Genomic DNA, 22712 nt, shown 5'->3' with positions numbered 1-22712 from the left:
CGCGCTGGGGCGCGGCTCCGGCAGCGGCTGGTCGACCATCGGCTTCAGTTCGGCATCCAGCGCCACGCGCTCGTCGAACACGAAGCAGCGGCCTTCGTAACCTTCGCCGCCCACCTCCTCGAAGTAGCCGAGGATGCCGCCGTCGAGCTGCAGCACGTTGTCCATGCCGTCGTTGACCATCCACAGCGCGGCCTTCTCGCAGCGGATGCCGCCGGTGCAGAAACTGACCACGGTGCTTTCCTTCAGCGCCTCGCGGTGCGGCGCCAGCGCCTCGGGCAGGTCGGTGAACTTGTGGATGGGCAGCACCAGCGCATCCTTGAAGGTGCCGTACTCCACTTCCTGCTGGTTGCGCGTATCAAGCATCACCACCGGCTTGCCGGCGTCATCATGCCCCTGCCGCAACCAGCGCTGCACGGTAGCCGGATCGACCGCCGGTGCACGCGGATACTCCAGCGGCTGGCCGTCATCACGGCGGAAGCTGATGATCTCGTCCTTCACCTTGGCCTTCAGCCGCGCGAACGGCTGATGCTCGCTCAGGCTGGTCTTGACCCGCATATCGGCAAAGCGCGCATCGGCATGCAGCGCCGCATAGAAACTTTCGACCGCCTCCGGCCCACCCGCCAGGAACAGGTTCAGCCCCTCGCCCGCCACCAGGATCGTACCGCGCAGCTGCGCCGCCTCGGCACGCGCCAGCAACTGGTCGCACAGGGCCTGGGGGGCGTCGATGACGGCGAAATGGTAGGCAGCGGTATTGGCGATCATCCCGCCATTTTAGCGCCTCCCGCCCGCACGGACAGATTCAGGGGTCAGAGCCCTCTGCGCAGCAGAGGGATCCGACCCCGGCAGGCACCCGGAATCTGTCAGAGGCGTGGCGGTGTGGGCAGGCGGGACCGTTGGCGCCATGGATGGCGCCATCGAGCCCCCATGGACGGGTTTACGGCGTGTCCCGCCTGCCCGCACCGCCCTGCCCACCACGGATTGCCTGCTGTTGCTGTTGCTGTTGTAGTTGCCCTGGCATCGGCGGGTGCCGGGTGCAACCCGGCCGAAACCCCTTATCCCCGCAACAGCACGAACGGCAGCAGCACCAGCGCCGCCGCACCGGCCATCGCCAGCAGCACCAGCACCACATACACCGGCCGGCGCCGGAACAGGCTGCCGAAGGTCTCCGCCGTCCCCTCGCGCAACGCCTGCTCGCGCTCGGCACGGATGCGCGGCCCGCGTTCGGCCTGGTACTCGGCCATCAGCGCCTTCGCACGCGGATGATCGGCGTCCTCGCGCAGCCACAGGCCGCCGTTGGAAATGCCCCAGGGGCTGGGTTCGGTGCGATACCAGGCGATGCCGTGCTGGTCGAGCAGCGTGCAGACATCGGCGTATTCGTCGTCGCCGACATTGCGCAGATTGAGCAGGAGTTTTGCCATGCCCCCCATGATACCCGGCGCCGATGCGCTACCCTTGCCGCCCTCGCCCTGCGCCCTTCCGGAGACGCCCGATGCGCCGCCTGCTGCTTCCCCTGCTGCTGTCCCTCGCCGCCGTTGGCTGCTCGACCGAACCGTCCGGCCCACCGCCGGGTGGCACCCTGACCACCTTCGAGCGCATCGATACCGTCCCGGGCACCGGCACCGAAGCCGTTGCCGGCAACAAGGTCACCGTGCACTACACCGGCTGGATCTACGACAACCGCGCCGAAACCAAGCACGGCAAGACCTTCGATAGCTCGGTCAGCCGTGGCGAACCGTTCACCTTTGCGCTCGGCGCCGGCCAGGTCATCCGCGGCTGGGATGAGGGCGTGGCCGGCATGAAGGTCGGCGGCAAGCGCACGCTGATGATCCCGCCGGACTACGGCTACGGCGACCGCCGGGTTGGCCCGATCCCGGCCGGCTCGTCGCTGGTGTTCGATGTCGAGCTGCTCGATGTCAAACCGTAATACCGCAACGTCTCCGCGGGTCGCTGTCATCGGCGGCGGCCCGGCCGGCCTGTTCGCCGCCGAGCGCCTGCGCGCCGCTGGGCTGGACGTGGACCTGTACGAGGCCAAGGGTTCGCCCGGCCGCAAGTTCCTGATCGCCGGCAAGGGCGGGCTCAACCTCACCCATTCCGATCCGCGGCCGCTGTTCGACAGCCGCTACCGCGAGCAGGCCTCTACCGTGGGACGCTGGCTGGACGGCTTCGACGCGCAGGCGCTGCGCGACTGGGCTGCCGGCTTTGGCGTGGAGACCTATGTGGGCAGCTCCGGCCGCGTGTTCCCGGTCGACCGCAAGGCGGCCCCGCTGCTGCGCGGCTGGGTGCGCCGCCTGAAAGAACAGGGTGTGCGCCTGCACGCCAACCACCGCTGGATCGGATGGAGCGACGACGGCGCCCTGCGATTTGAAACCGAAGACGGCGCCGTTGAAGTGCATGCCGATGCTACCGTGCTGGCCATGGGCGGCGGCAGCTGGCCGCAGCTGGGCAGCGACGGCGCCTGGGTCTCGCCACTGCAGGCACGTGGCGTGGACATCGCACCGCTGCAGTCGGCCAACTGCGGTTTCGACGTGGACTGGACGCCGTTCTTCGCCGAGCGCAATGCCGGCGCACCGTTGAAGCCGGTGGTCGCGCACTGGCTGGACCTGGCGGGACAACCGCAGTCGCTGCAGGGCGAGTGCGTGGCCAGCGAGTACGGCATCGAAGGCAGCCTGATCTACGCATTGGCCGCAGACCTGCGCGAGACCATCAACCGCGATGGCCACGCGATGCTGTGGCTGGACCTGGTGCCGGGCCGCGATGAAGCACGCCTGCTGGCCGACCTGTCACGCCCGCGCAAGGGTCGCAGTTTCGGCGAGCACCTGCGCCGCCAGGCCGGCCTGGATGCAGTGAAAGCCGCACTGGTGTTCGAGATGCTGGGCAAGGAAGCGGGCAACGACCTGCCTGCCGTGGCAGCTACGCTCAAGCGCCTGCCCCTGCGCCTGCTGCGCCCCCGGCCGATGGCCGAGGTGATCAGCACCGCCGGTGGCGTGCGCCTGGATGCGCTGGACGATGGCCTGATGCTGCGGGCAGTGCCCGGCGTGTTCTGTGCCGGCGAGATGCTGGACTGGGAGGCACCGACAGGTGGCTACCTGCTGACCGCGTGCTACGCCAGTGGCCTGCGTGCTGCGGAAGGCGTGATCGGGTGGCTGGCAGCGCGGTAGGACCGGCCCGGTAGAGTCGAGCTTGCTCGACTGCTTCGCGCTGTAGAGCCGAGCCACACTTGGCTTGAATCAACAGCAGTCGAGCAAGCTCGACTCTACAAGAGCAGTCGAGCAAGCTCGACGCTACATCACCACGGCCGGCGCATGCTCACCGAGGCCAGCGCCACGCCACTGGGATGCGGATAGGTCTCCTCGCGCACGCTGATGAACCCGTGCCGTTGATAGAACGGCACGGCATTGAGCGAGGCCGACAGCACTACCTCACGATCACGATCGGCCATCGCCAGCAGGCGCTGCATCAGCGCCTGGCCGATGCCCTTGCCGCCGCGATCCGGATCGACGAACAACGCATCAACCTCGTTGGCATCGGTATCAAACACGCCGAACCCGAGCAGGACACCCTGCCCGTCCTCGGCCACCACGCAGCCCCCCCGCGACAACAGCCGCGCGTACTGCGACGGTGGCGGCGAGGCCGACCAGGGCGCGATGACCTCGGGAGGGTAATGGCTGCTGCAGGTCTCGCGCACACAGCGCGTGCGCAGGGCCCACAGCCTGGCCACATCATCCATGGTGCCGGTCCTGAACTGCATGACGCCTCCTTGTAGAGCCGAGCCCATGCTCGGCTGTTCTTCGTTCCAACAGCGCGATGCCTGATTGAAAGGCAGTCGAGCAAGACTCGACTCTACAGAATCGTTAATCTCGACGCCTGATCGAAAGGCAGTCGAGCAGGGCTCGACGCTACAGCAACGGTTACCGCGACTTGCTGGCGCGCAGCGCCTGGATCTTCGGCGGCGGCTGGAACGAGTCGCTGCGTGCATCGGCCCAGAACGCATGGAACACCGCATGGTCGGGCACCTTGTGCAGCAGTTCGCCTGGTTCCAGGTAGCGGTACAGCGAGGCCAGTGAACGGATTTCCACCGGTGAGACGCGGCGCAGGATGTGCTCCGGCCCCAGCTCGGCCGGATCGTTCAGGCCCGCCGCACACAGCAGCTCCTTCAGGGCGTGCAGCGTGTGCTCGTGGTAACTGTACACACGGGTGGCCTTGTCCGGTGCATCCAGATGCTTCCAGCGTGCCGGGTCCTGGGTCGCGATGCCGGTCGGGCACTTGTCGGTATGGCAGCTCAGTGATTGGATGCAGCCCAGCGCGAACATGAAGCCTCGGCCGGCATTGCACCAGTCAGCCCCCAGCGCGATGGTCCGCGCGATGTCGAACGCGCTGGTGATCTTGCCGGCCGCACCGATGCGGATGCGATCGCGCAGATCCAGGCCGACCAGGGTGTTGTGCACCAACAGCAGCGCTTCGTGCATCGGCACGCCGACATGGTCGACGAACTCCGCCGGTGCCGCACCCGTGCCACCCTCGGCGCCGTCGACCACGATGAAGTCCGGCAGCAGCCCGGTTTCCTGCATCGCCTTGGCAATGCCGAACCACTCCCACGGGTGGCCGATGGCCAGCTTGAAACCGACCGGCTTGCCACCGGACAGCTCGCGCAGGCGTGCAACGAACTGCAGCAGCTCGACCGGCGTCGAGAACGCTGAGTGGCGCGACGGCGACACGCAGTCCACACCCATCGGCACGCCACGCGTCACCGAGATCTCGGCGGTCACCTTTGGCGCCGGCAGCACGCCACCGTGGCCGGGCTTGGCGCCCTGCGACAGCTTGATCTCGATCATCTTGACCTGATCATGGGTGGCATTGGCAACGAAGCGTTCCTCGCTGAAACCGCCCTTCTCGTCACGGCAACCGAAGTAGCCCGAGCCGATCTCCCACACCAGGTCGCCGCCCATCTCGCGGTGGTAGGGCGAGATCGAACCTTCGCCGGTGTCGTGATAGAAGCCACCGCGGCGTGCGCCTTCGTTCAGCGCGCGGATGGCATTGGCCGACAGCGAACCGAAGCTCATCGCCGAGATGTTGAACACGCTGGCCGAATAAGGCTTGGCACAGTTCGGGCCGATCAACACACGGAAGTCATGCTTGGCGATGGCGGTCGGTGCCAGCGAATGGTTGATCCACTCGTAATCCACCGCATAGGTGCTGCGCAGGGTGCCGAACGGCACCGTGTCCATCTCGTTCTTGGCGCGCTGGTAGATCAGTGCACGTTGCTGGCGCGAGAACGGCACGTCTTCCAGGTCGCTCTGCACGAAGTACTGGCGGATCTCCGGGCCGATCGATTCCAGCCCGTAGCGGAAGTGCGCCATCACCGGATAGTTGCGGCGCAGCGTGCTGCGCTTCTGCAGCAGGTCCCAGGTCCCCAGCGCCACCATCGCGGCAGTCAGGCCGACGCCCCAGTACCAGGCCGGCCAGATCGTGGCCAGCCACAGGCATATCGGGAACATCAGGATGGCGAGCAGGTAGACGATATACCGGTGCATGGCTTTCCTCGGTTGCAACTGCCCCCGAGTCTACCGCGCCGCCCGCTGCCAAGGCTTACAAGCGATCGTCAACCACGTTGCGCGGCCAGGCCGATTTCACGTCGTAGACCAGGCCTCCCGGCGCCAGCAGCCCCCGGATTGCGGATTCATCCATCGCCTTGAAACGGGCGTGGGCCACTGCCAGCACCACCGCGTCATAGCACCCCGCCCCGGGATCGGCCAGCCAATCCAGGCCCTCGCCGGTCAACGCCGCCGGGCCGACCCAGGGGTCGCTGACCTCCACCTGCGCACCGGCATCACGCAGGCGTTGCGCCAGTTCCAGCGCGCGGCTGTTGCGCAGGTCCGGGCAATCCTCCTTGAAGGTCACGCCCAGCACCAGGATGCGTGCGTCCGCCGGCGCACGGCCACGCTCGGCCAGCATCGCCAGCACCCGCGCCGCCACGTGCTCGCCGACGCGGTTGTTGACCTGTCGTGCGGTGTGGATCAGGTCCGGGTGATAGCCCACGCTCTCGGACTTGTGCAGCAGATAGTACGGGTCCACGCCGATGCAATGGCCGCCGACCAGCCCCGGCCGGAACGGCAGGAAATTCCACTTGCTACCGGCGGCGTCCAGTACGTCCTGGGTATCGATGCCCAGCCTGTCGAAGATCAGGGCCAGCTCGTTGACCAGCGCAATGTTGACGTCGCGCTGGATGTTCTCGACCACCTTGGCCGCTTCGGCCACCCGCATCGACGGTGCCGGGAAGGTACCGGCGGCGATGATGCGCTGGTACAGACCATCAATCACCGCAGCAACTTCCGGTGTCGAGCCGGAAGTGATCTTGCGGATGTCGGCCAGGCGCCGCTGGCGGTCGCCGGGGCTGACCCGTTCCGGGCTGTAGCCGCAATAGAAATCTTCGTTGAAGCACAGGCCGGAGCCCTGCTCCAGCAGCGGCACGCACACTTCCTCGGTGGTACCGGGGTAGACCGTGGACTCGTAGATCACCAGGTCGCCGGCGCGAAGATGACTGGCAATCAGCCGTGTCGCTGAACGCAGGGGCTCCAGGTCGGGCTGCTCGTAAGCATCGATCGGGGTCGGCACGGTGACGATGTAGACGTTGCAGGCATCGAGCAGTGCCGGATCGCTGCCGTACTGCAGCAGCTGCGCACTTGCCAGCTCGTCGGATTCCATTTCCAGCGTGTGGTCCTGGCCGTTGCGCAGCTCGGCGATGCGACCGGCATCGATATCGAAACCCAACGTCGGCCACTGCCGGCCAAACGCCACCGCCAACGGCAGGCCGACGTAGCCCAGGCCGATCACCGCAAACCGGGGTGCGCTGGCCGCCGCTACCGGCGCACTCATCGGCACATCCCGCGCAACGGATGCGATCGCACATACGCTGCCATGGCCTCGGCCAACACACTCATCTGCTGCACCACTCCGGAAAACCTGCGCCAGAAAGGCTACAGCCTACCGGCCCCGGCGCCCTGCCGCCAAGGCGGGCTCAGGACCCCAACGCCACCGCGGCCGGTTCCAGTTCGCCGTCTGCGCCGGTCCAGGCCTGCAGCAGGCGCTCGAATCCACCGCTGCCAAGCAGGAAGCCGGGCCACGCGGCGTCGACGATCTGTGCCAGCAGCTCCGGTTCGATCCGCCGCGTGCCCATCGACCAGCGCGGAAATGCGCGCTGCACTACGGGGGCACGGCACAACACTTTCAGCTGCCCGTGGCTGCGCGCATTGAGGATGCGCTGGAACACCGAATCGATGCCGTCCTCCGGGCCCTCGAGATACTGCAGGAAGCGCGCTCCGTCGAACATCAGCACACCGGTGACACCGGCTACACGATTGAATGCCGTGGCGTCGGCCAGCAGGCGGTCAAGATCGGTTGTCTGCAGATCGGCGCGGGCCTCACTGGCATAGGCAATCGCGTGCAGCGACATCAGGTGGCTCCCCCCCTGGGAACGATGGCAGGGACTATGACATGAATGCGATCGACAGTTAAGCACGCCGCCGCCATGATGCAATCCGGTCGCGGAACCGCAGGTGGGCTACAATCGGCGCCGCGCTGCAGGCCCGGATGGCGAAACTGGTAGACGCATCGGACTTAAAATCCGCCGGGGGCAACCCCATGCCGGTTCGATTCCGGCTCCGGGCACCAGCGCATGTTTTGGGGAGCCTACGTGTTCGCTACGATTCACCCCGAATCGGCACGCAATCAGGCACTTAGGTTGATCGAGTTCTTCGCGATCACCACGATTCGCCCGGACTTGCCCGGCCACTCTCCCCAAATTTTCCCCATATGATGCAGCCATGGCCAGCATCCAACGATCAGGGAACAAGTGGCACGTGCTGGTGTGTATCGTCGGCGTTCGTGACTCCACTACAAAGCACACGAAGCAGGAAGCTGCCAAGTGGGCTTTAGAACGAGAGGCCGAGCTGCGAGGTGGGAAGCTTCCGGACAAATCTCTGCGCGAAGCCATGCGCCACTAAGTCAAGGAGAAAGCGCCCAAGAGAACTGGCGAGCGATGGGAGTCGGTCCGCATCGCGACTTGGGAGATCTCTGCCGCTCTTGGACCGGCGCATCGCGGTAGTCGACAGTTCGGACATCATCGCTTGGCGAGATACCAGGCTTAGGCAGGTCAAGCCGGGGACGGTTGCTCGTGAAATGAACCTGATGCGGCCTGTGTTCGAGACTACGCCCCGGGAATGGAAGTGGATCAAGTAAAGCGCCATGTCGGACGTTCGCTGGCCACAGCAGCAGAAAGGCCGGTCACGACGCGTATCTCCAGCTTAGCAAGAACGGCGACGCGAGAGACGTACCGCTTAGTCGGCGGGCCTGCGAGGCTCTGAAGACACTACCCCTCGGCTTCGGGCCCATCTCCAGATCACGTCAGGCGTTCGTGATGCGCTCTGGCGGAAGGTCCGCGACTCAGCGGGCGATCGGGAAGTGCATTTCCACGACAGCCGTGCAGAGGCTATCTGGAGGCTATCGAAGAAGCTCGACATCCTGCAGCTGGCCAGAATCACCGAACATCGAGACCTCAAGTCTTTGATGCTCTACTACCACGAGCCAGCTTCTGAGATCGCCCGCAGTTGGGGGGATGACCACATCCCATCCGGCCTCCCAGGTGCAGGCAAACAACCAGACACGCAGCTAGACCGTTACGGGTGCGCGGAGATGGAGGTGGCAAGACGGTGTCACCAGGGAAAATCTGTCTACCTCGATTGGGTTCCTAACCAATGCAGGGAGATTGCCGCTCACCTCTGACAGGACCACCAAGGGAACGACAAGCCGATAACGCCGATCCCGGGAGTTAGGCCCCCAACGGCAAACCGGGCAAACACCAGTTGTAGATGTCACTTGAGCCAACAACTGCAACAAATTGCAAAAAAAACGATGCCCACAACTTCCACTCCCCATTGCGGATACAAAGCGAGGACTGCCAAGACCAGCGTTGCATCGCACAAAGGGCGAGGCACAAAAAATTCTTGCCAAGCACAGCCCCTTCCTCTCCATCCCCATCCCCATCTCCATCTCCATCTCCATCTCCATCTCCATCTCCATCTCCAGATCGAAACCCGGAACACCTAAGAAAACACTTGACTCCAAGCCCCCCCCATGTTTACCTCCAATCCAAGCCAACCCTTCGCTAGATTGATAAATCAGCCCTTGGGTAGCATTGCGCAAGAATGAGACGGAGCAAGGAGTCGTCGGAAGCCCCGACACCCAGGCGCAGGGAATTGCGCCAACACAGGAGAGTGAAGCAATGCATACGTTGACGAATGAACAGGTTCTAAGCGTTTCCGGCGGAATGGGAAGTACGACAAAGACGATTATCGCAGGGACGTTCGTGGCGTCCCCGGTAGTAGGCGCAATGCTTCTGCTCGGTTACTACGCAAACAATCAATGCTAATCATCCAGTGATCCCACATCAAAAGGACGTGCCCATGAACAATGAAGTTATCGAACTCGACATGAATGAAGTCGAGCAAGTTTCCGGCGGCAACCCGCTGGTAGTAGCCGGCACCGTTGGCGCAGTATTGGCCTTTGCCTATCAGGTAGGGAAAGATATGGCGGCGCGTGACGCTCTCCAGTGCCCTGCTCGCTAATTTGGCTTAACCAGTAGTACTTTGCAAAAAAAACGTCAGCGCCTTTTCGAGGGCGCTGACGCTATGAGGCGTAAGCACACCACTGGAGACACCATGAAAGAGGCCCCTCTCTCTGCAGGATCAAGTGCGCATCGCGAGATAGCGATATTGAGTGTTTTTGCGCTGATCATTTTGGGCTTATCCGTCAGCGCCACTTTCTTTATCGGTGCATTCCTTTGCGTAGCTTTCATTGGCCTAAAGGATCGCAAAGCTATCACCATTTATGCGGCACTTTGCTTGGGATTTTTGGCACTGGTCGGCGCGTACCATGTCGGGAAAGATATGGCGAAGAGAGATGCAGCAACCTCATCATCGGAAATGTGTCCTGCAAAAGCGCAATCATCCTGATATAAATTGCAGGACCCTCCAGCACAAGGGAGTAGCGATCACACGCGCCGCGATGGATAGATGACCAGGTGCGAGGCATCGTTCATTCCGAGTTATAACGGTGACGCCTGCGGCAGTCACGCCTCACTCGCAAAACCGAAATAAAGACGGAGCACGCATGGACGCCATTGTGCAATCCGAAGCTGCGGAGTGCGGCCTTGCTTGCTTGGCCATGGTCGCCTCCCACCATGGCAATCGCATAGGTCTACGTGAGCTTCGCCGGCAGCATTCGCTATCTCTCAAAGGCGCAACGCTTTCGCAGCTGATGGACATCGCCGCGAAGATGGGTTTCATGTGCCGTCCACTGCGATTGGATTTGGAGCATTTGGCAGAACTGAAGCTCCCGTGCATTCTGCATTGGGACCTCAATCACTTCGTTGTGCTCACGCGCGTCCACAAGCGCCACGTTACGGTCCTTGATCCGGCACTTGGAAAACGCGTTCTGGCCTGGGCTGATTTTTCGCAGCACTTCACGGGAATTGCTTTGGAGCTCAGCCCTGGTGCTGATATGCGTCCTTCTGCGCCGCCACCCGCGATCGCAATCTCACAATTGACCGGCAGAGTCAGTGGTCTATGGCGTGCACTTGGACTCATTCTTCTTCTATCGCTGGCGTTGCAGGTCTTTGTGCTGCTGGCCCCATTCTTCATGCAGTGGGTCGTCGATCAGGTGTTGATCGCGGCCGATCGTGATCTGCTGACGGTCCTCGGCATCGGGTTTGGGTTTGCACTGCTACTGCAGATCGGTATTGGAGTGGTGCGGGGGTGGGCTGTCATCCATCTCTCCAATCGGCTCGGCCTGCAATGGACAGGAAACGTGTTTAGCCATCTGATTCGGCTCCCAGTTGATTTTTACGAGAAGCGTCACCTGGGTGATATCACCTCACGCATGGGCAGCGTGCAGGCCATCCAACGAACCCTTACGACAAGCTTTGTGGAAGCATTGATTGATGGCGTCATGGCAATCGTTACGCTTGGCATGATGCTACTTTACAGCTGGAAGCTTGCCTTGGTGACGCTGCTCGCCGTCGGCCTCTACCTGTCTGCACGCGCCTTGGCATTTCGCGCGTTTCGCAACGGTACTGAGCGGCAACTGATCGCATCGGCCCATCAGCAAAGTCATCTAATGGAGTCAATTCGCGGTGTGCAGTCCATCAAGATTGCAGGCAGAGAAACGCTACGTAGCTCGGGCTACTACAACCTGATGAATGAAACGATCAATCGCGATGTTTGGCTCGCGCGATTTGGGCTGGCGTTCAACAGCACCAGTCAGCTCATTTTTGGCATGGAGCGTATCGCGGTCGTCTGGATCGGCGCAGTCTTGGCGATGCAGAACATTTTCTCTGTTGGCATGCTCATCGCCTACCTTGCCTATAAGGACCAGTTTGCTCAAAGGATTGGCGGTCTGATCGACAAATGGATGGAATTCCGAATGCTGCGACTGCATGGAGAGCGCTTGTCTGACATTGTACTGACCGAGCCTGAAGCTACCGGAGAGCGGTCTTGCGGACAGGACTTGCCTGCGGAGCTACGCATAGAGGTGGAAGGCCTGGGCTTTCGATACGCATCGGGAGAGCCCTGGGTACTCCGCAATTGCAACCTGACGATCGGCCCCGGAGAGTCGGTGGCGATTATTGGAGCATCTGGGTGCGGGAAGACCACACTACTGAAGCTGTTGCTTGGGCTGCTAACGCCAACCGAAGGGCAGATCCGGATAGGAGGTATTCCCATGCATAAAATAGGAATGGAGCACTATCGTCGCGTCATTGGGGCCGTAATGCAGGACGATCAACTCTTTGCAGGAAGCATCAGCGATAACATCAGCTTTGAGAACGAAAACATAGACGAAGATCGCATCATGGAAGCTGCCAGACTCGCAGCGGTTCATGACGACATAGCAGCAATGCCTATGGGATACAACAGCTTGATTGCTGATATGGGCACCTCCTTGTCTGGTGGACAGAAGCAACGGGTGATCCTGGCGCGAGCCTTGTACCGGAAACCCCAGCTATTGTTCTTGGACGAGGCCACCAGCCACCTTGACGTGGAGCGCGAACGCCTGGTCAACGATGCGGTGCGTCAGCTCGACCTGACGCGCGTCATCATCGCGCATCGTCCGGAGACGATTGCCAGCGCCGATCGAGTGCTGGTCATGCATGCCGGCGCTATTGTTCGCGAACTGTGCTCTTCGACAAGCCGAGAGTGCGAACAGTCAGTGACCACTGAAGTGCTTGCATGAACGGGCTGTTTCGCCGGGAAGTCCTTGAAGCGAAGCGAGGAAATTGGCTTGGAAGCATCTCACTTGCTCAGCCCATAAGGTTGTGGGTGCTCGCAGCCTTGGCGGCCACCTCTGCTGCCGTCGTGCTGGGCTTCTTCACCTTTGGAGAGTACACCCGACGTTCCAGGGTGGAAGGTGAGCTGATTCCGGATCTCGGCTTATCCACCGTGGTAGCACCTTCTGCAGGTGTTGTCGCCACTCTGCATGCAGAAGAAGGCGACCACGTCCAACAGCAGGCCGCACTGCTCTTGATCAACGTGCCGCGAGTCACTGCAGCTGGCGACGATGCACTTAAGGTCATGCGTGATGGGCAAGAAACTCGGGCCGTGAGCCTGGGCACGCTTCAGGACGCGCAGGATAGACAATTGCAGGTTCAGCAGCGTGGTATTGAGCAGCAACGCGACGCATTGCGTAGCGAGTTAAAGCAAATCGAAGGCGAAATCCACACTCGTGGGGAGCAGGTGCGCATTGGCCAGGAAACCGTTCAGCGCTTCCGCCAAGTCGTCGATCAACGTTATGTCAGCCTGATACAACTTGGTCAGCAGGAGCAATCGATGCTGGACATGCTCAATGCACAGCAGTCTCTACAGCGTCAAGCAACGTCGATGCGCCGGACGCTAGCTCAACTGGACCAGTCGCTTGCGGAACTCCCCGAGCAGCGGCGTGCTGCCCGGGCTACAAGCGAACGTGACTTGGCGACGCTCAACCAGGAGTCCGTTCAGGCCGAGGCCAGCGGCGAGTTGCTGCTGCGTGCTCCGGTCTCTGGTCTCGTTGCCAGTAGGTTGGTAGAAGCGGGACAGGCGGTGCAAGTCGGCCAGCCGATTCTTAGTCTGCTGCCTGAAGGATCACAGTTGCGCGCACAATTGTTGGTCCCGAGCGCCGCAATTGGATTCGTCAAGCCCGGCGATCGCGTGCTCTTGCGTTACTTGGCCTATCCATATCAGAAATTTGGTAGTCACGAAGGTACGGTCATTCGTGTTTCTCGAAGTGCAATTGCAGCTGCCAGTTCCAAAGGGGAAGGGGGAGAACCCGTCTACCGGGTGCTTGTTTCCTTGGATAAGCAAAGTGTTCTGGCGTATGGGACACCAGAAGCGCTGCGTCCGGGAATGCGCTTGGAGGCGGACATTATGGGAGAGCGCAGGCGACTGTACGAATGGGTCCTAGAGCCACTTTACTCGGTGGTAGGAAAAGTTGGCGGTTAGGCTCCCTGACTTCGAAGCGTGATCCATTGGCCATGTAGGTAGGCAGCGGTGATCTGGGCGGGATAGCGTATGGATGCCATCTGGCCGCAGCGTCCGTTGCGGCGGAGTGAGGGGCTACCCTCACCCGAACCCCAGCGGCACCTCGGTCAGGTCCACGATGAAGATCGTGGCATTCTGCTGCCCCATTTGTCGCGCCGACCACCGGGAACATGTTGGAGATCATGGTCTGCTGAACCGTCTGCAGCCGGGAAATGAAGATCCGGTTGTCGCTCGTCATGTGGAAGTCTCCCGCTCGCCGCTCGTTCGGCGGCGTGGCGCGCAGCAGGTCTCCGACCTCCATCGTGGGCGGCACCACGTCCAGCGTAAGGCTATTCCCACTGGCGACACTGATCCGGCCGGAGTTCCGGCGGCCGGCGCGGTTGGCGTCGGCCACCTGGATCACGTCGCCCGGCATGCAGTTCAGGGCATCCAGCCCGACCTCGAACGTGACTATCTCCGTCTCCAGGTTCTCGCTGTAGAGGATATGGTTGCCTATCCGGCGCGCAATCAGGTTTGGGATCTTCGCCGCTGCCGACGGAGCCAAGATCAACCAAGCCCGTGCATCGGCACAGATGATGGCGCAGGAATGGCCAGAGGTCGCACATTCCGTGGCGCCTGGAGACTCGTTCGAACAGACCATCCAGGAAATGGCTGAGGTACAGCAGTGGCTTGAGTACCCGTCGCACCCGCGCAAGCCCGGCGCAGCTTCCAGCATCTTGAGCTCGGCTGAGGAGGCGCCATGATCGAACCTACTGTTCCGGGCCCGTCAATTACAGTCCTGGCCGCGATGATCGAGGGCGAGCGCTGGCTCAGTGCAGATTCCTGTGCAGTCCTATTGGGCCTGACGACGCCGGAGGCAAGGCCCAATGGGCGGGGCTTCCTCGAAAGGTTGGCTTGCCGCCCCAGCTTCCCTGCCCCACTCCAGATCGGAAACGAGAAAAGTGGAAGAGGTCCGAGGTCCTACGTTGGGCCGATGACGAGAAGAGGAGTGGCGGCTAGACTGGCGTCGCCAGCACGTTGCCCCCTGAATCAGATCGCCCGCGAGTAACGCGGTTGCTCATGTGCTGCACGCAGATACGGGTCAAAGCACATCGCCAGCAACCGCAGCAGCGGTCGCCCGGGTTCACTGGCACGCACCACGCCATCGCGGTATTCGGCCAGGCCGTCTTCCTGCAGCCTCTGTACCGAACGCAGGTCCTCGGCAAAGTACTGCTCGAAATCCACGCCGTGACGCTGGCCCAGCACCGTGCCATCCACTTCGCCCTGGCACATCAGCTGCTGGATCAGTTCCGCGCGCAACTGGTCGTCGGCACTCAACGCCACGCCGCGCCAGACCGGCAGCTGGCCCTGGTCCACCGCGTCCTCCCACGACGGCAGGTCGCGCGGATTCTGGCTGTAGGTGGCACCGATGTGGCTGATCGCACTCACGCCCAAGCCGAGCAGATCGGTATCGGCATGGGTGGTATAGCCCATGAAGTTGCGATGCAGCTGGCCGGCGCGCTGTGCGCGCGACAGATCCTCTTCCGGCAACGCAAAGTGATCCATGCCGATGTACTGGTAGCCGGCCGACGAGAGCCTCTCCACCGCCAGGCCCAGCAGCGCTAGCTTGTCTTCCGGTGACGGCAAGCGGCTTTCGTCGATCTGCTTCTGTGCGCGGAACAGATGCGGCAGATGCGCGTAGCCGTAGACCGCCAGGCGGTCCGGGCGCAGCGCCAGCACCAGCTCGAGGGTGCGACCGAAGCCTTCCAGGCTCTGTCCCGGCAACCCATAGATCAGGTCGACGTTGACCGATCGCATGCCGCTGTCGCGGCAGGCGCGCAGGATGTCCAGCGTCTGCTGCACGCCCTGCACGCGGTTGATCGATTCCTGCACCTTCGGATCGAAATCCTGCACGCCCAGGCTGGCCCGGTTGAAGCCCAGCCGCGCCAGCATGGCGACGTCGCGGGTGTCGATGAAGCGCGGATCGAGTTCGATCGAGAAATCGCGCTGCGGCGAATCACTGAAATCGAAACGCCGGCGCAGTCCTTCCACCAGCGTGGTCATCGCTTCGGCATCGAGGAAGTTCGGCGTACCACCGCCCAGGTGCAGCTGGATCACTTCACGGCCGTCATCGAACTGCGGCGCCAGCAGGTCGGCCTCGGCCAGCACGCGTGAGACGTAGCTGTGGCCACGACCGCGATCACGGGTGATCACCCGGTTGCAGCCGCAGTAGAAGCAGGGGCTGGAACAGAACGGCACATGCACGTACAACGACAGCGCGCGGGCCAGCTGGTTGCTGTCGGCGATCGCCTGGCGCAGTGCCGGCGCGTCGAAGCCATCATGGAAATGCGGCGCGGTCGGGTACGAGGTGTAGCGCGGGCCCGGCCGGTCGTGCCGACGCAGAAGATCGGGGTCGAAGGTCCAGGCCAGGCCACCAGCGGCGGGAGAGAACGTGTCCATGCCGCCAGCATCGCGCCGGGCGGCCTGCGCCGCCTTGACCCAGATCAATCCTTGGCAGGGATGCCCAGCACCGGCAGGCCGACCTGCGGCCAGCGCAGCATCTGGTAGCGCTTCCAGAAGGTGTCACCGATGCGCGCGGCCACGTCGTTGGCCAGCTCCTGCATCGGCGGGTTGTTGCATTCGGCGGTGGTGATCCGGAACAGCACCAGCCAGCGGTCGAACAGGTCCTTGTCCAGCTCGATGGCCATGTGCTTGGACATCGGCGAGCCCTTGAACCGGCGGGTGCCGCGCAACATCGCCGACCAGAAGTCGACCAGCTGCGCCAGGTGCTCGGGCCAATCGTGGACGTGCGCGCCGAACACCGGCCCCAGCCGCTCTTCCTCGCGCACGCGGGCATAGAAGTCATGAACCAGGCGGGTCACTTCCTGCTCGGTGCACAACTCGGGCGAGGCGACGGGGAGGACAGGCGGCGGTGTTGCGTTCATCGGGGTACCCAAAGCGTGCCGGCAGTGTGCCGCAGCCGGCCATCACCACCGTTGATCCAGATCAATGTCGGCGCAGTCCGCTGCGCCTAGGCTGGCACGCTTGCAGGAAGCATGCCCTGCGGATGCGGCGCCGACCCTGGCGAAGTATACGCGCCGCCCACTTTTCGATCCGGGACAGCATGAACAGACCTTCTCCCAACCGCCGCCAGCGGCTGATCCAGCAGTGGGGCGCCATCCTCTGGCCCAGCTTCATCGCCGCCGGCGTGGCCAGCGTGGTGTTCTTCGCCTTCGTCGATCCATTGCGCCTGCAGGCCATCAGTTTCCCAGGCACCGCAATCAGCCGCGAACTGGGCTACACGGCGGGATTCTTCATGTTCTGGTCGGTGACGGCACTGTCCAGCGCGGTCACCTGGTACCTGCAGCGGCCCATGCCGAGCGATGACGACGACGAGCTGCCGCTGGGATGAGCACGTCATGTACCCGGACTCCCCGTCCCTGGCACTGGCGCGGCACGCTCAGCGCCGCCCTGCTGGCGCTGTTCTACGCACTGCCGTGGCTGCGCTGGGAGGGCCGCCAGGCGCTGCTGCTGGACATCAACGCGCGGCGATTCGACCTGTTCGGCTGGACCCTGTGGCCCGGCGACGTCGGCGTACTGATCGGCCTGCTGGCGGTACTGGCCGTCGGCCTGGCGCTGCTTACCCACCTCGCCGGACGCATCTGGTGCGGCCATGCCTGCCCGCAGACGCTGTGGCGGCGCGCCTTCGACTGGATCGCCCGCAGCGCGGCCCGCATGCTGCCGGCACCTGCTGTACGCCCGGTCACCCAGCTGGCCTGGGGACTGCTGTCAGTGTGGACCGGCATTACCTTCGTCGGCCTGTTCAGCCCGATCACCGGCTTGCTGGCCGCCGCGCCAAACGCTGGCTGGAGCGGCTGGGAAACGTTCTGGGTACTGTTCTATGCCGCTGCCACCTGGGGAAACGCCGGTTTCCTGCGCGAGCAGGTCTGCCGTTCGCTGTGCCCGTTCGCACGCATGCAACCACTGCTGACCGATCCGCATACGCCGCGCATGCTGTACGACGCCCGTCGCGGTGAGCCGCGCGGGCCACGTCCATCCGGGCTCGGCGGGGTGCTGGGCCGTGGCCGCGGCCTGCTCGACCCGACCACTGCGCAGGACTACGTATTCCGCGCCGCGCATCCGCTGCTGGCTGGACCGATGCCGACCTTCAGCGCCGACCGTCTGGGTGATTGCACCGATTGCGCGGCCTGCGTCATTGCCTGCCCGATGCAACTGGACATCCGACAGGGACCGCAAGCCGATTGCCTGGCCTGCGGTGCCTGCCTGGAGGCCTGCGCACAACAGCAGCACCGGGCCGGTTTCGGTCCGGCGCTGGTGCGCTACTGCAGTCCGCAGGCCATGGCCGGACAACCGAAGCGCCTGTGGCGACCCCGGACGTTGGCCCTGCTGTTCTTGTTGCTGGCGCTGCTTGCCTGCGGCGCCTGGCGCCTGCTCTGAATCAACGCGACCCGCTGGCGTGCGGCGGCACAAGCTGCGCACGCCGGACGATGCCCAGCTGTTCGATGATCAGCGCCATTTCGTTGGTGACTTCGGTACGCTCGGTCCCCTGCGGGACCAGACGGTCCAGCACCTGCTGGTAGGTATCCCAGAACGCCGGACCGCATCCGTGTTTGTGGTAACTGGCTTCCAGTTCGCGGCGTACCCGTTCAGCCAAGCCATGCATGCCGTATTCCATACGACCTCCGTTGGACTTGTTCTGCATTGTTGACGGTCTACCGACTCACTTGCGTGCTACTGAAAGACTCCCAGGCTTCACGCCTGGTTGACTCCAATTAGTCATAGATTTCACGACAGGTCAATTACATGCGGCGACTTTAGCGATTGAAATTATTAATCGTTCACGAAACTACATACGGGACCCCGGGGCCCCCGGATGGGGTGAAGCCGACAGGCCGCGGGAACCATGGACCGATGACTCCAGTAGATGGCGCCGATTGTGACCCTCAGATCGATCGATCTTGCCTATTTTGCTAAGCATACTTAGCAAACTGCGCTTAGAGTGCTAAATGCGACAAAAGGCGGCGCAAGTCAGATGGATTCGCCCGCCGACGCTTCTGTCGTGGGGAACAGGTTCGGATAGCGCTGATGCAGGATGTACTGCCGCAGGGCCGGAATCGGGAAATCCTTCGGCCATTGCGACACTGCGGAACGGCTGATGCCAAAGAAGCGGGCCAGTTCGGCATCGGTCTGGAATCCCAGCCGGGTGCGCACCTGCCGCTTGCTCCAGAATTCGGTCACGGTCGGTCCCTCTGTTAACCAGACTGATTCTTGCGACAAGGCTTCTTCGCAATCCACGCGTTAAGCTGGCTTGCATAGATGAATACTCTCGGCCAACGACTCGCGGCAGCCATGAAGAAAGCCGGGCACCCACGCCCGGCCGATCTGGCACGCGCCGCCAAATCAACGACAGCAACCATCAGCAACTGGCTCAACGACCACGTGAGCGCCTCGCACGTGAAAGCCGAACAGCTGTTCCGCATCGCCGATGCGGCCAAGCTGGACGCACGCGAGCTGCTGTACGGGGTCAGCGGGCTCGGCGTCGGTGAGCCTGGCAGTGCCTACATCCCCAGCCAGGCCCATCTGGATGTCTGGCAGGACGCCTACGAGCTGGTCAGTCACCTGGTGGCCGAGAACGGGCTGGAGATCGACCATCGCCGCCATGCAGCGTTGGATCTGCTCGCGTTCGAACTGCTGATGGATGGCTTCAGCCGCAGCAAGGTCGCCCGCGTGCTGACGACCTCGATGACGTGAATGCACCGCCGCTGGTAGCATGGACCGCGATGGGGATGGGGCTCCCCCGATAACCGCCTGAGAAGGCTGATGGCTCCTGCCAGGACGAACCCGGTGTTCGTCGACGGCAGGTCGTGCCTGCCCTCGGCGTTCGCCATTGACCCTGCGAACCCGCATTCGAGGCACGCCATGCAAACACTGAACAATTATTTCCTGGTCTTCGTCGGAGGCGGCATCGGTGCCTGCCTGCGCCATGCCTGCAACCTGATCGGCGCGCGGGTGGCCGTCGGCAGTCCCTGGCCCTGGTCGACCTTCCTGATCAACGTCAGCGGCGCCCTGCTGATGGGCGTGGTGGTCGAGGTCTTCGCGATGCGCAATGGCGCCTCGCCGCAGCTGCGCCTGCTGCTGGCCACCGGCATCCTCGGCGGCTACACCACGTTTTCCACCTATGCGCTGGAGATCGGCCTGCTGCTGCAGCGTGGCCAGCATGGGCTGGCGGCTCTGTATGCCGGCGGCTCGGTGGCACTGGGCCTGGCCGGCCTGTTCGGTGGGATGAAGCTGGCCCGGCTGGTGCTCGGCTGACGCTCAGGCCGCACTGGCACGGGCCTGTCCCCGCCATTCCCGCGGCGACTGCCCGGTGTGCGCCTTGAACGCGCGCGACAGCGCCGCTTCGCTGCCGTACCCCACATCGTCGGCAATCCGCTTCAGCGGTCTGCCTTGGCGCAGTGCCTGCTGCGCCAACCCCACCCGCCAGCCCTGCAGGTACTGGCCCGGCGTGGTGCCCATCGCCTCGCGGAAGCTGGCGGCGAACACGCTGCGTGACATGCCGGCCACTTCGGCCAGGTCCTCCAGCGTCCACGCCTGCGCCGGCGCTTCATGCATCGCCACCAGCGCCAACCGCAGCCGCGGATGACCCAGCCCGGTGAACAGGCCGCCACGCATCTCGCCGCCTTCCATCAGCTGGCGCAGCACCTGGATCATCACCACCTCGAACAGCCGGTTGACCATCGCCGCCCGCCCGCAACGCTGCTCGAACGCTTCTTCGAACAGCAGTTCCAGCGCCGCGTTGCCGCCATACAGATCGGCCAGCGGCAGGCAGATGAAATCAGGCAGCGCGGCGCTGATCGGATTGAGCCGGCCGCCCTCGAAATGCAGGTTGGCGCAGGCCATGTCGGCGCCCTGCTGCGGGTCGGTACTGAAGCGATGCGGCATCGGCCGCGGATACAGCAGCAGGCTCGGCACTTCGACCTGCACGGTCTGCTGCCCGTGGCTGACCTGCACCGGCCCGCGCCGCACCAGGTGCAGCTGACCCGCCTCGTCTTCGCCCTCCAGCGTGTTGATGCCGCACAGCGCACCGGCATGGAATACCGAGGCGGTCACCGCAAAACGTTCAAGCAGTATGGCGAGACGGTCGACCATGACGGGACTCCGGGTCAAGCGAGGCGAGCTCAATGCGACAGATCGTATCGGAATCGCCACCGAAATGGTCGACTGAACGCCGCACTCTCTGCGCCCTCAAGCCTCCTGTGAATGACGGATCACCATGAAGCCCTCTTCCTGCGCAGGTGCCACGAAGTGACGGGTGATCTGCTCGAAGGCTTCGTCGCTGGCCTGGAACGGGTGCTCGCAGCGCGCGTTGCGGGCATGCAGCCGCGCCTTGCAGATGGCGTCGGCAACATCGAGAAAATGCAGCTGGTGGGCAACACCGGCCGACTCGAACAGTTCGCGGCCCCATGCACGGGCGGCCCGCGTATTGAACGGAACGTCGAGCACGACCGAAACGCCGGCCTGCAGGATCGCGCATACATGCTGCGTCAGCGCTCCGCGCAGCGCGGCCGCGCGCTGCAGGTAATCGGCAACGGAGTGGATCTGGTCGGGATACAGCGCGGCCAGCCAGGCGTCCTCGCTGATCAGCACATGACGTGGCTGCGCCGCCAGCTGCTGCGACAGGGTGGATTTGCCGGCACCGATCTTGCCGCACACCAGGTGCAGGGTCGGCGCATTGTCGGTCGATGAAAGATGATGCATCTGCGTTCTCCTTGATGGATTCCAGTACCCGGGAGAGCGCCGCATGCAACCCGCCTTCCCGGGCGGGTTGCATGGCCGTGGCGACCGCGCGCTATCCCGCCTTCCCGTGGGGAATGCGGATAATCGACGCGATGCTGTGCAGGACCATGCCGCCAGCGTAGAGCGCAGCCTGGCCGGCGGGCAATCCCCTGCGGCAGTGCAGCGCGCGCAAGGTTTTGCGGGGATCTATGCTCGGCGCGATTCCCGCATGGAATGACCACGATGCGACCCTTGCTTCGATGCGCCCTCGCCCTCGGCCTTCTGCTGCCTGCGGCATCGCTGCTGGCTGCGCCCCCCACGGCACCACGCATGCTCAGCGGTGAGCTGCAGGGCGCACCCTGGCGCCTGGACGTGCCGGCTGACTGGAACGGCGACCTGGTGATGCTGGCGCACGGCTACGAGCCGGTGGGCGTGCCACGCACTACGCCGATGACCGCCAATGACAGCACCGCAACGCTGCTGTCCGCAGGCTACGCCGTCGCGCAGAGTGCCTACGCCAGCCAGGGCTGGGCAGTGGCCGATGCGATCACCGACATGGAGCGCCTGCGCCAGCACGCGCTGGGCGAACTCAAGCGCGTGCGCCACACCTGGCTGCTCGGATTCTCGATGGGCGGCGCGGTGACACTCGCCAGCCTCGAGCGCTTCCCGCAGCACTACACCGGCGGCGTCTCGCTGTGCGGTGCCAATCTCAGTGGCGAACAGATCGCCGCAGATCTGCTGACCACGCTGGTCGCCTTCGATTACTTTTTCCCCAACGCTGCAGGCCTGCCGGCCACCGGACTGGCTTCGGATGAAGCGGCCGTGCTGCCGCAGGGAGTGCTCTATCAGGGCATCGCCGACGCGCTGCAACGGAATCCCCAGCATGCCGACGTGCTCGCCAAGCGACTGCAGGTCGCTCCGGATGCACTGGCCGGGACAATCAGCCTGCACACGCTGGTCCTGCATGAACTGGCCACGCGCAGCGGCGGCATGCCGGCCGGCAACCTTGGTGTGGTGTACAGCGGATTCGGTGACGACGCAGCGTTCAATGCCGGCGTGCAGCGCATCGCTCCCGTGCCTGCGGCACAGGCCGATGTCCGCGCGAAGCTGGCACTGAGCGGCGCGTTGAAGCGACCGCTGGTGGTCCAGTTCAACAACAACGATCCCACCATCGTGCCGCACATGCAGGCGATGTATCCGCAGATGGCCGCACAGGGCGGCGCGCGACCACACCCGCGCGTGCTCCCGCCGGTGGGCGAAGGGCATTGTGGCTTCTCTGAAGCACAGGTTGTCGACGCCTTGAAGGCAATCCAGCGTTGAGCTCAACGTGTCGCAGCGCATCAGGGGCGCACCATAAGGACTGCTATGGTGGCC

Annotated in this window: 24 protein-coding genes, 1 tRNA gene and 1 riboswitch; of the genes, 12 read left to right on the top strand and 13 right to left on the bottom strand. The window is 63.7% G+C overall.

The features are described 5' to 3' along the window. Positions 1–762 (bottom strand): sulfurtransferase (locus tag N7573_RS02885; RefSeq protein ID WP_279943072.1); only part of this gene is annotated, 762 nt, incomplete at its 3' end. 290 nt (positions 763–1052) lie between these two features. Continuing rightward, on the bottom strand, positions 1053–1418 hold the full coding sequence (locus tag N7573_RS02880) for a DUF6164 family protein (protein ID WP_032128940.1): 366 nt from the start codon (positions 1416–1418) through the stop codon (positions 1053–1055). A 71-nt stretch (positions 1419–1489) separates the two neighbouring features. Between N7573_RS02880 and N7573_RS02875 the strand changes: the two genes are divergently transcribed. Further along, on the top strand, positions 1490–1924 hold the full coding sequence (locus N7573_RS02875; protein ID WP_279913905.1) for an FKBP-type peptidyl-prolyl cis-trans isomerase: 435 nt from the start codon (positions 1490–1492) through the stop codon (positions 1922–1924). Continuing rightward, positions 1911–3158: a TIGR03862 family flavoprotein gene (locus tag N7573_RS02870; protein ID WP_279913906.1), complete on the top strand. Its 1248-nt coding sequence runs from the start codon at positions 1911–1913 to the stop codon at positions 3156–3158. The genes N7573_RS02875 and N7573_RS02870 overlap by 14 nt, the downstream gene beginning before the upstream one ends. A 128-nt stretch (positions 3159–3286) precedes the next feature. On the opposite strand, the gene N7573_RS02865 is transcribed toward N7573_RS02870, so the two are convergent. From N7573_RS02865 to N7573_RS02850, 4 genes are all read right to left on the bottom strand, one after another. Next, the gene (locus tag N7573_RS02865; protein ID WP_279913101.1) at positions 3287–3748 is read right to left on the bottom strand and encodes a GNAT family N-acetyltransferase; all 462 of its coding nucleotides are present in this window, start codon (positions 3746–3748) and stop codon (positions 3287–3289) included. A 160-nt stretch (positions 3749–3908) separates the two neighbouring features. Beyond that, positions 3909–5531, bottom strand: coding sequence for an FMN-binding glutamate synthase family protein (locus N7573_RS02860; protein ID WP_049420983.1), 1623 nt, complete (start codon positions 5529–5531; stop codon positions 3909–3911). 55 nt (positions 5532–5586) lie between these two features. Next, positions 5587–6873 carry a nucleotide sugar dehydrogenase gene (locus N7573_RS02855; RefSeq protein WP_279913099.1) on the bottom strand — a complete coding sequence of 429 codons (1287 nt, stop codon included), beginning with the start codon at positions 6871–6873 and terminating at the stop codon, positions 5587–5589. 142 nt (positions 6874–7015) lie between these two features. After that, the gene (locus N7573_RS02850; RefSeq protein WP_032128935.1) at positions 7016–7450 is read right to left on the bottom strand and encodes a BLUF domain-containing protein; all 435 of its coding nucleotides are present in this window, start codon (positions 7448–7450) and stop codon (positions 7016–7018) included. A gap of 131 nt (positions 7451–7581) precedes the next feature. Here N7573_RS02850 and N7573_RS02845 point away from each other — a divergent pair. The 5 genes from N7573_RS02845 to N7573_RS02825 all read left to right on the top strand — a co-directional run bounded on the left by N7573_RS02845 (position 7582) and on the right by N7573_RS02825 (position 13523). Beyond that, positions 7582–7668: transfer RNA gene (locus N7573_RS02845), tRNA-Leu, on the top strand. A gap of 1790 nt (positions 7669–9458) precedes the next feature. Further along, entirely contained in the window at positions 9459–9620 is a 162-nt protein-coding gene (locus N7573_RS02840; protein WP_157805894.1) for a hypothetical protein, read from the top strand. A gap of 93 nt (positions 9621–9713) precedes the next feature. Continuing rightward, positions 9714–10007, top strand: coding sequence for a hypothetical protein (locus N7573_RS02835; RefSeq protein WP_134950612.1), 294 nt, complete (start codon positions 9714–9716; stop codon positions 10005–10007). A gap of 157 nt (positions 10008–10164) precedes the next feature. Further along, positions 10165–12282 (top strand): peptidase domain-containing ABC transporter, encoded by a 2118-nt coding sequence (locus N7573_RS02830; RefSeq protein ID WP_279913094.1) that lies wholly within the window; start codon positions 10165–10167, stop codon positions 12280–12282. Continuing rightward, positions 12279–13523 (top strand): HlyD family efflux transporter periplasmic adaptor subunit, encoded by a 1245-nt coding sequence (locus N7573_RS02825; RefSeq protein ID WP_049461940.1) that lies wholly within the window; start codon positions 12279–12281, stop codon positions 13521–13523. Before N7573_RS02830 ends, N7573_RS02825 begins: the two co-directional genes overlap by 4 nt. Here N7573_RS02825 and N7573_RS02820 read toward each other — a convergent pair. The 3 genes from N7573_RS02820 to N7573_RS02810 form a co-directional block, all read right to left on the bottom strand. Next, positions 13447–14202 (bottom strand): phage tail protein, encoded by a 756-nt coding sequence (locus N7573_RS02820; RefSeq protein WP_223224655.1) that lies wholly within the window; start codon positions 14200–14202, stop codon positions 13447–13449. The genes N7573_RS02825 and N7573_RS02820 overlap by 77 nt on opposite strands. Positions 14203–14591: 389 nt before the next feature. Beyond that, positions 14592–16001, bottom strand: a complete 1410-nt coding sequence (gene hemN, locus N7573_RS02815; RefSeq protein WP_279913092.1) for an oxygen-independent coproporphyrinogen III oxidase — start codon at positions 15999–16001, stop codon at positions 14592–14594. Between the two features lie 44 nt (positions 16002–16045). Beyond that, on the bottom strand, positions 16046–16486 hold the full coding sequence (locus N7573_RS02810) for a group III truncated hemoglobin (RefSeq protein WP_032128934.1): 441 nt from the start codon (positions 16484–16486) through the stop codon (positions 16046–16048). Between the two features lie 179 nt (positions 16487–16665). On the opposite strand from N7573_RS02810, the gene N7573_RS02805 reads away from it, so the two are divergent. Beyond that, a complete protein-coding gene (locus tag N7573_RS02805; protein ID WP_010486039.1) occupies positions 16666–16953 on the top strand; it encodes a hypothetical protein in 288 nt (95 codons plus the stop codon). Continuing rightward, the gene (locus N7573_RS02800) at positions 16950–17999 is read left to right on the top strand and encodes a 4Fe-4S dicluster domain-containing protein (protein WP_071228359.1); all 1050 of its coding nucleotides are present in this window, start codon (positions 16950–16952) and stop codon (positions 17997–17999) included. Before N7573_RS02805 ends, N7573_RS02800 begins: the two co-directional genes overlap by 4 nt. A gap of 1 nt (position 18000) precedes the next feature. Here N7573_RS02800 and N7573_RS02795 read toward each other — a convergent pair whose 3' ends face one another. Together N7573_RS02795 and N7573_RS02790 are read right to left on the bottom strand one after the other, a co-directional pair. Then, positions 18001–18237: a hypothetical protein gene (locus N7573_RS02795; protein ID WP_032128931.1), complete on the bottom strand. Its 237-nt coding sequence runs from the start codon at positions 18235–18237 to the stop codon at positions 18001–18003. 353 nt (positions 18238–18590) lie between these two features. Further along, positions 18591–18800, bottom strand: coding sequence for a hypothetical protein (locus tag N7573_RS02790; protein ID WP_032128930.1), 210 nt, complete (start codon positions 18798–18800; stop codon positions 18591–18593). Positions 18801–18911: 111 nt separating this feature from the next. On the opposite strand from N7573_RS02790, the gene N7573_RS02785 reads away from it, so the two are divergent. Together N7573_RS02785 and crcB are read left to right on the top strand one after the other, a co-directional pair. Continuing rightward, a complete protein-coding gene (locus N7573_RS02785) occupies positions 18912–19313 on the top strand; it encodes a transcriptional regulator (RefSeq protein WP_010486043.1) in 402 nt (133 codons plus the stop codon). A 22-nt stretch (positions 19314–19335) separates the two neighbouring features. Next, positions 19336–19399: riboswitch (Fluoride riboswitch) on the top strand. A gap of 82 nt (positions 19400–19481) precedes the next feature. Further along, positions 19482–19874 (top strand): fluoride efflux transporter CrcB, encoded by a 393-nt coding sequence (gene crcB / locus N7573_RS02780; protein WP_032128929.1) that lies wholly within the window; start codon positions 19482–19484, stop codon positions 19872–19874. A gap of 3 nt (positions 19875–19877) precedes the next feature. Here the strand turns inward: crcB and N7573_RS02775 are convergent, their stop codons facing one another. Next, positions 19878–20711 (bottom strand): AraC family transcriptional regulator, encoded by an 834-nt coding sequence (locus N7573_RS02775; protein WP_279913087.1) that lies wholly within the window; start codon positions 20709–20711, stop codon positions 19878–19880. Between the two features lie 96 nt (positions 20712–20807). Then, positions 20808–21320, bottom strand: a complete 513-nt coding sequence (locus tag N7573_RS02770; RefSeq protein ID WP_279913085.1) for an ATP-binding protein — start codon at positions 21318–21320, stop codon at positions 20808–20810. Positions 21321–21581: 261 nt separating this feature from the next. Between N7573_RS02770 and N7573_RS02765 the strand changes: the two genes are divergently transcribed. Then, the gene (locus tag N7573_RS02765; protein WP_197655525.1) at positions 21582–22658 is read left to right on the top strand and encodes a hypothetical protein; all 1077 of its coding nucleotides are present in this window, start codon (positions 21582–21584) and stop codon (positions 22656–22658) included. Positions 22659–22712 lie beyond the last annotated feature (54 nt).

Source organism: Stenotrophomonas sp. GD04054 (assembly GCF_029836955.1).
Classification (GTDB): Bacteria; Pseudomonadota; Gammaproteobacteria; order Xanthomonadales; family Xanthomonadaceae; genus Stenotrophomonas; species Stenotrophomonas maltophilia_A.
This window is presented reverse-complemented; position numbering and strand designations above follow the sequence as displayed.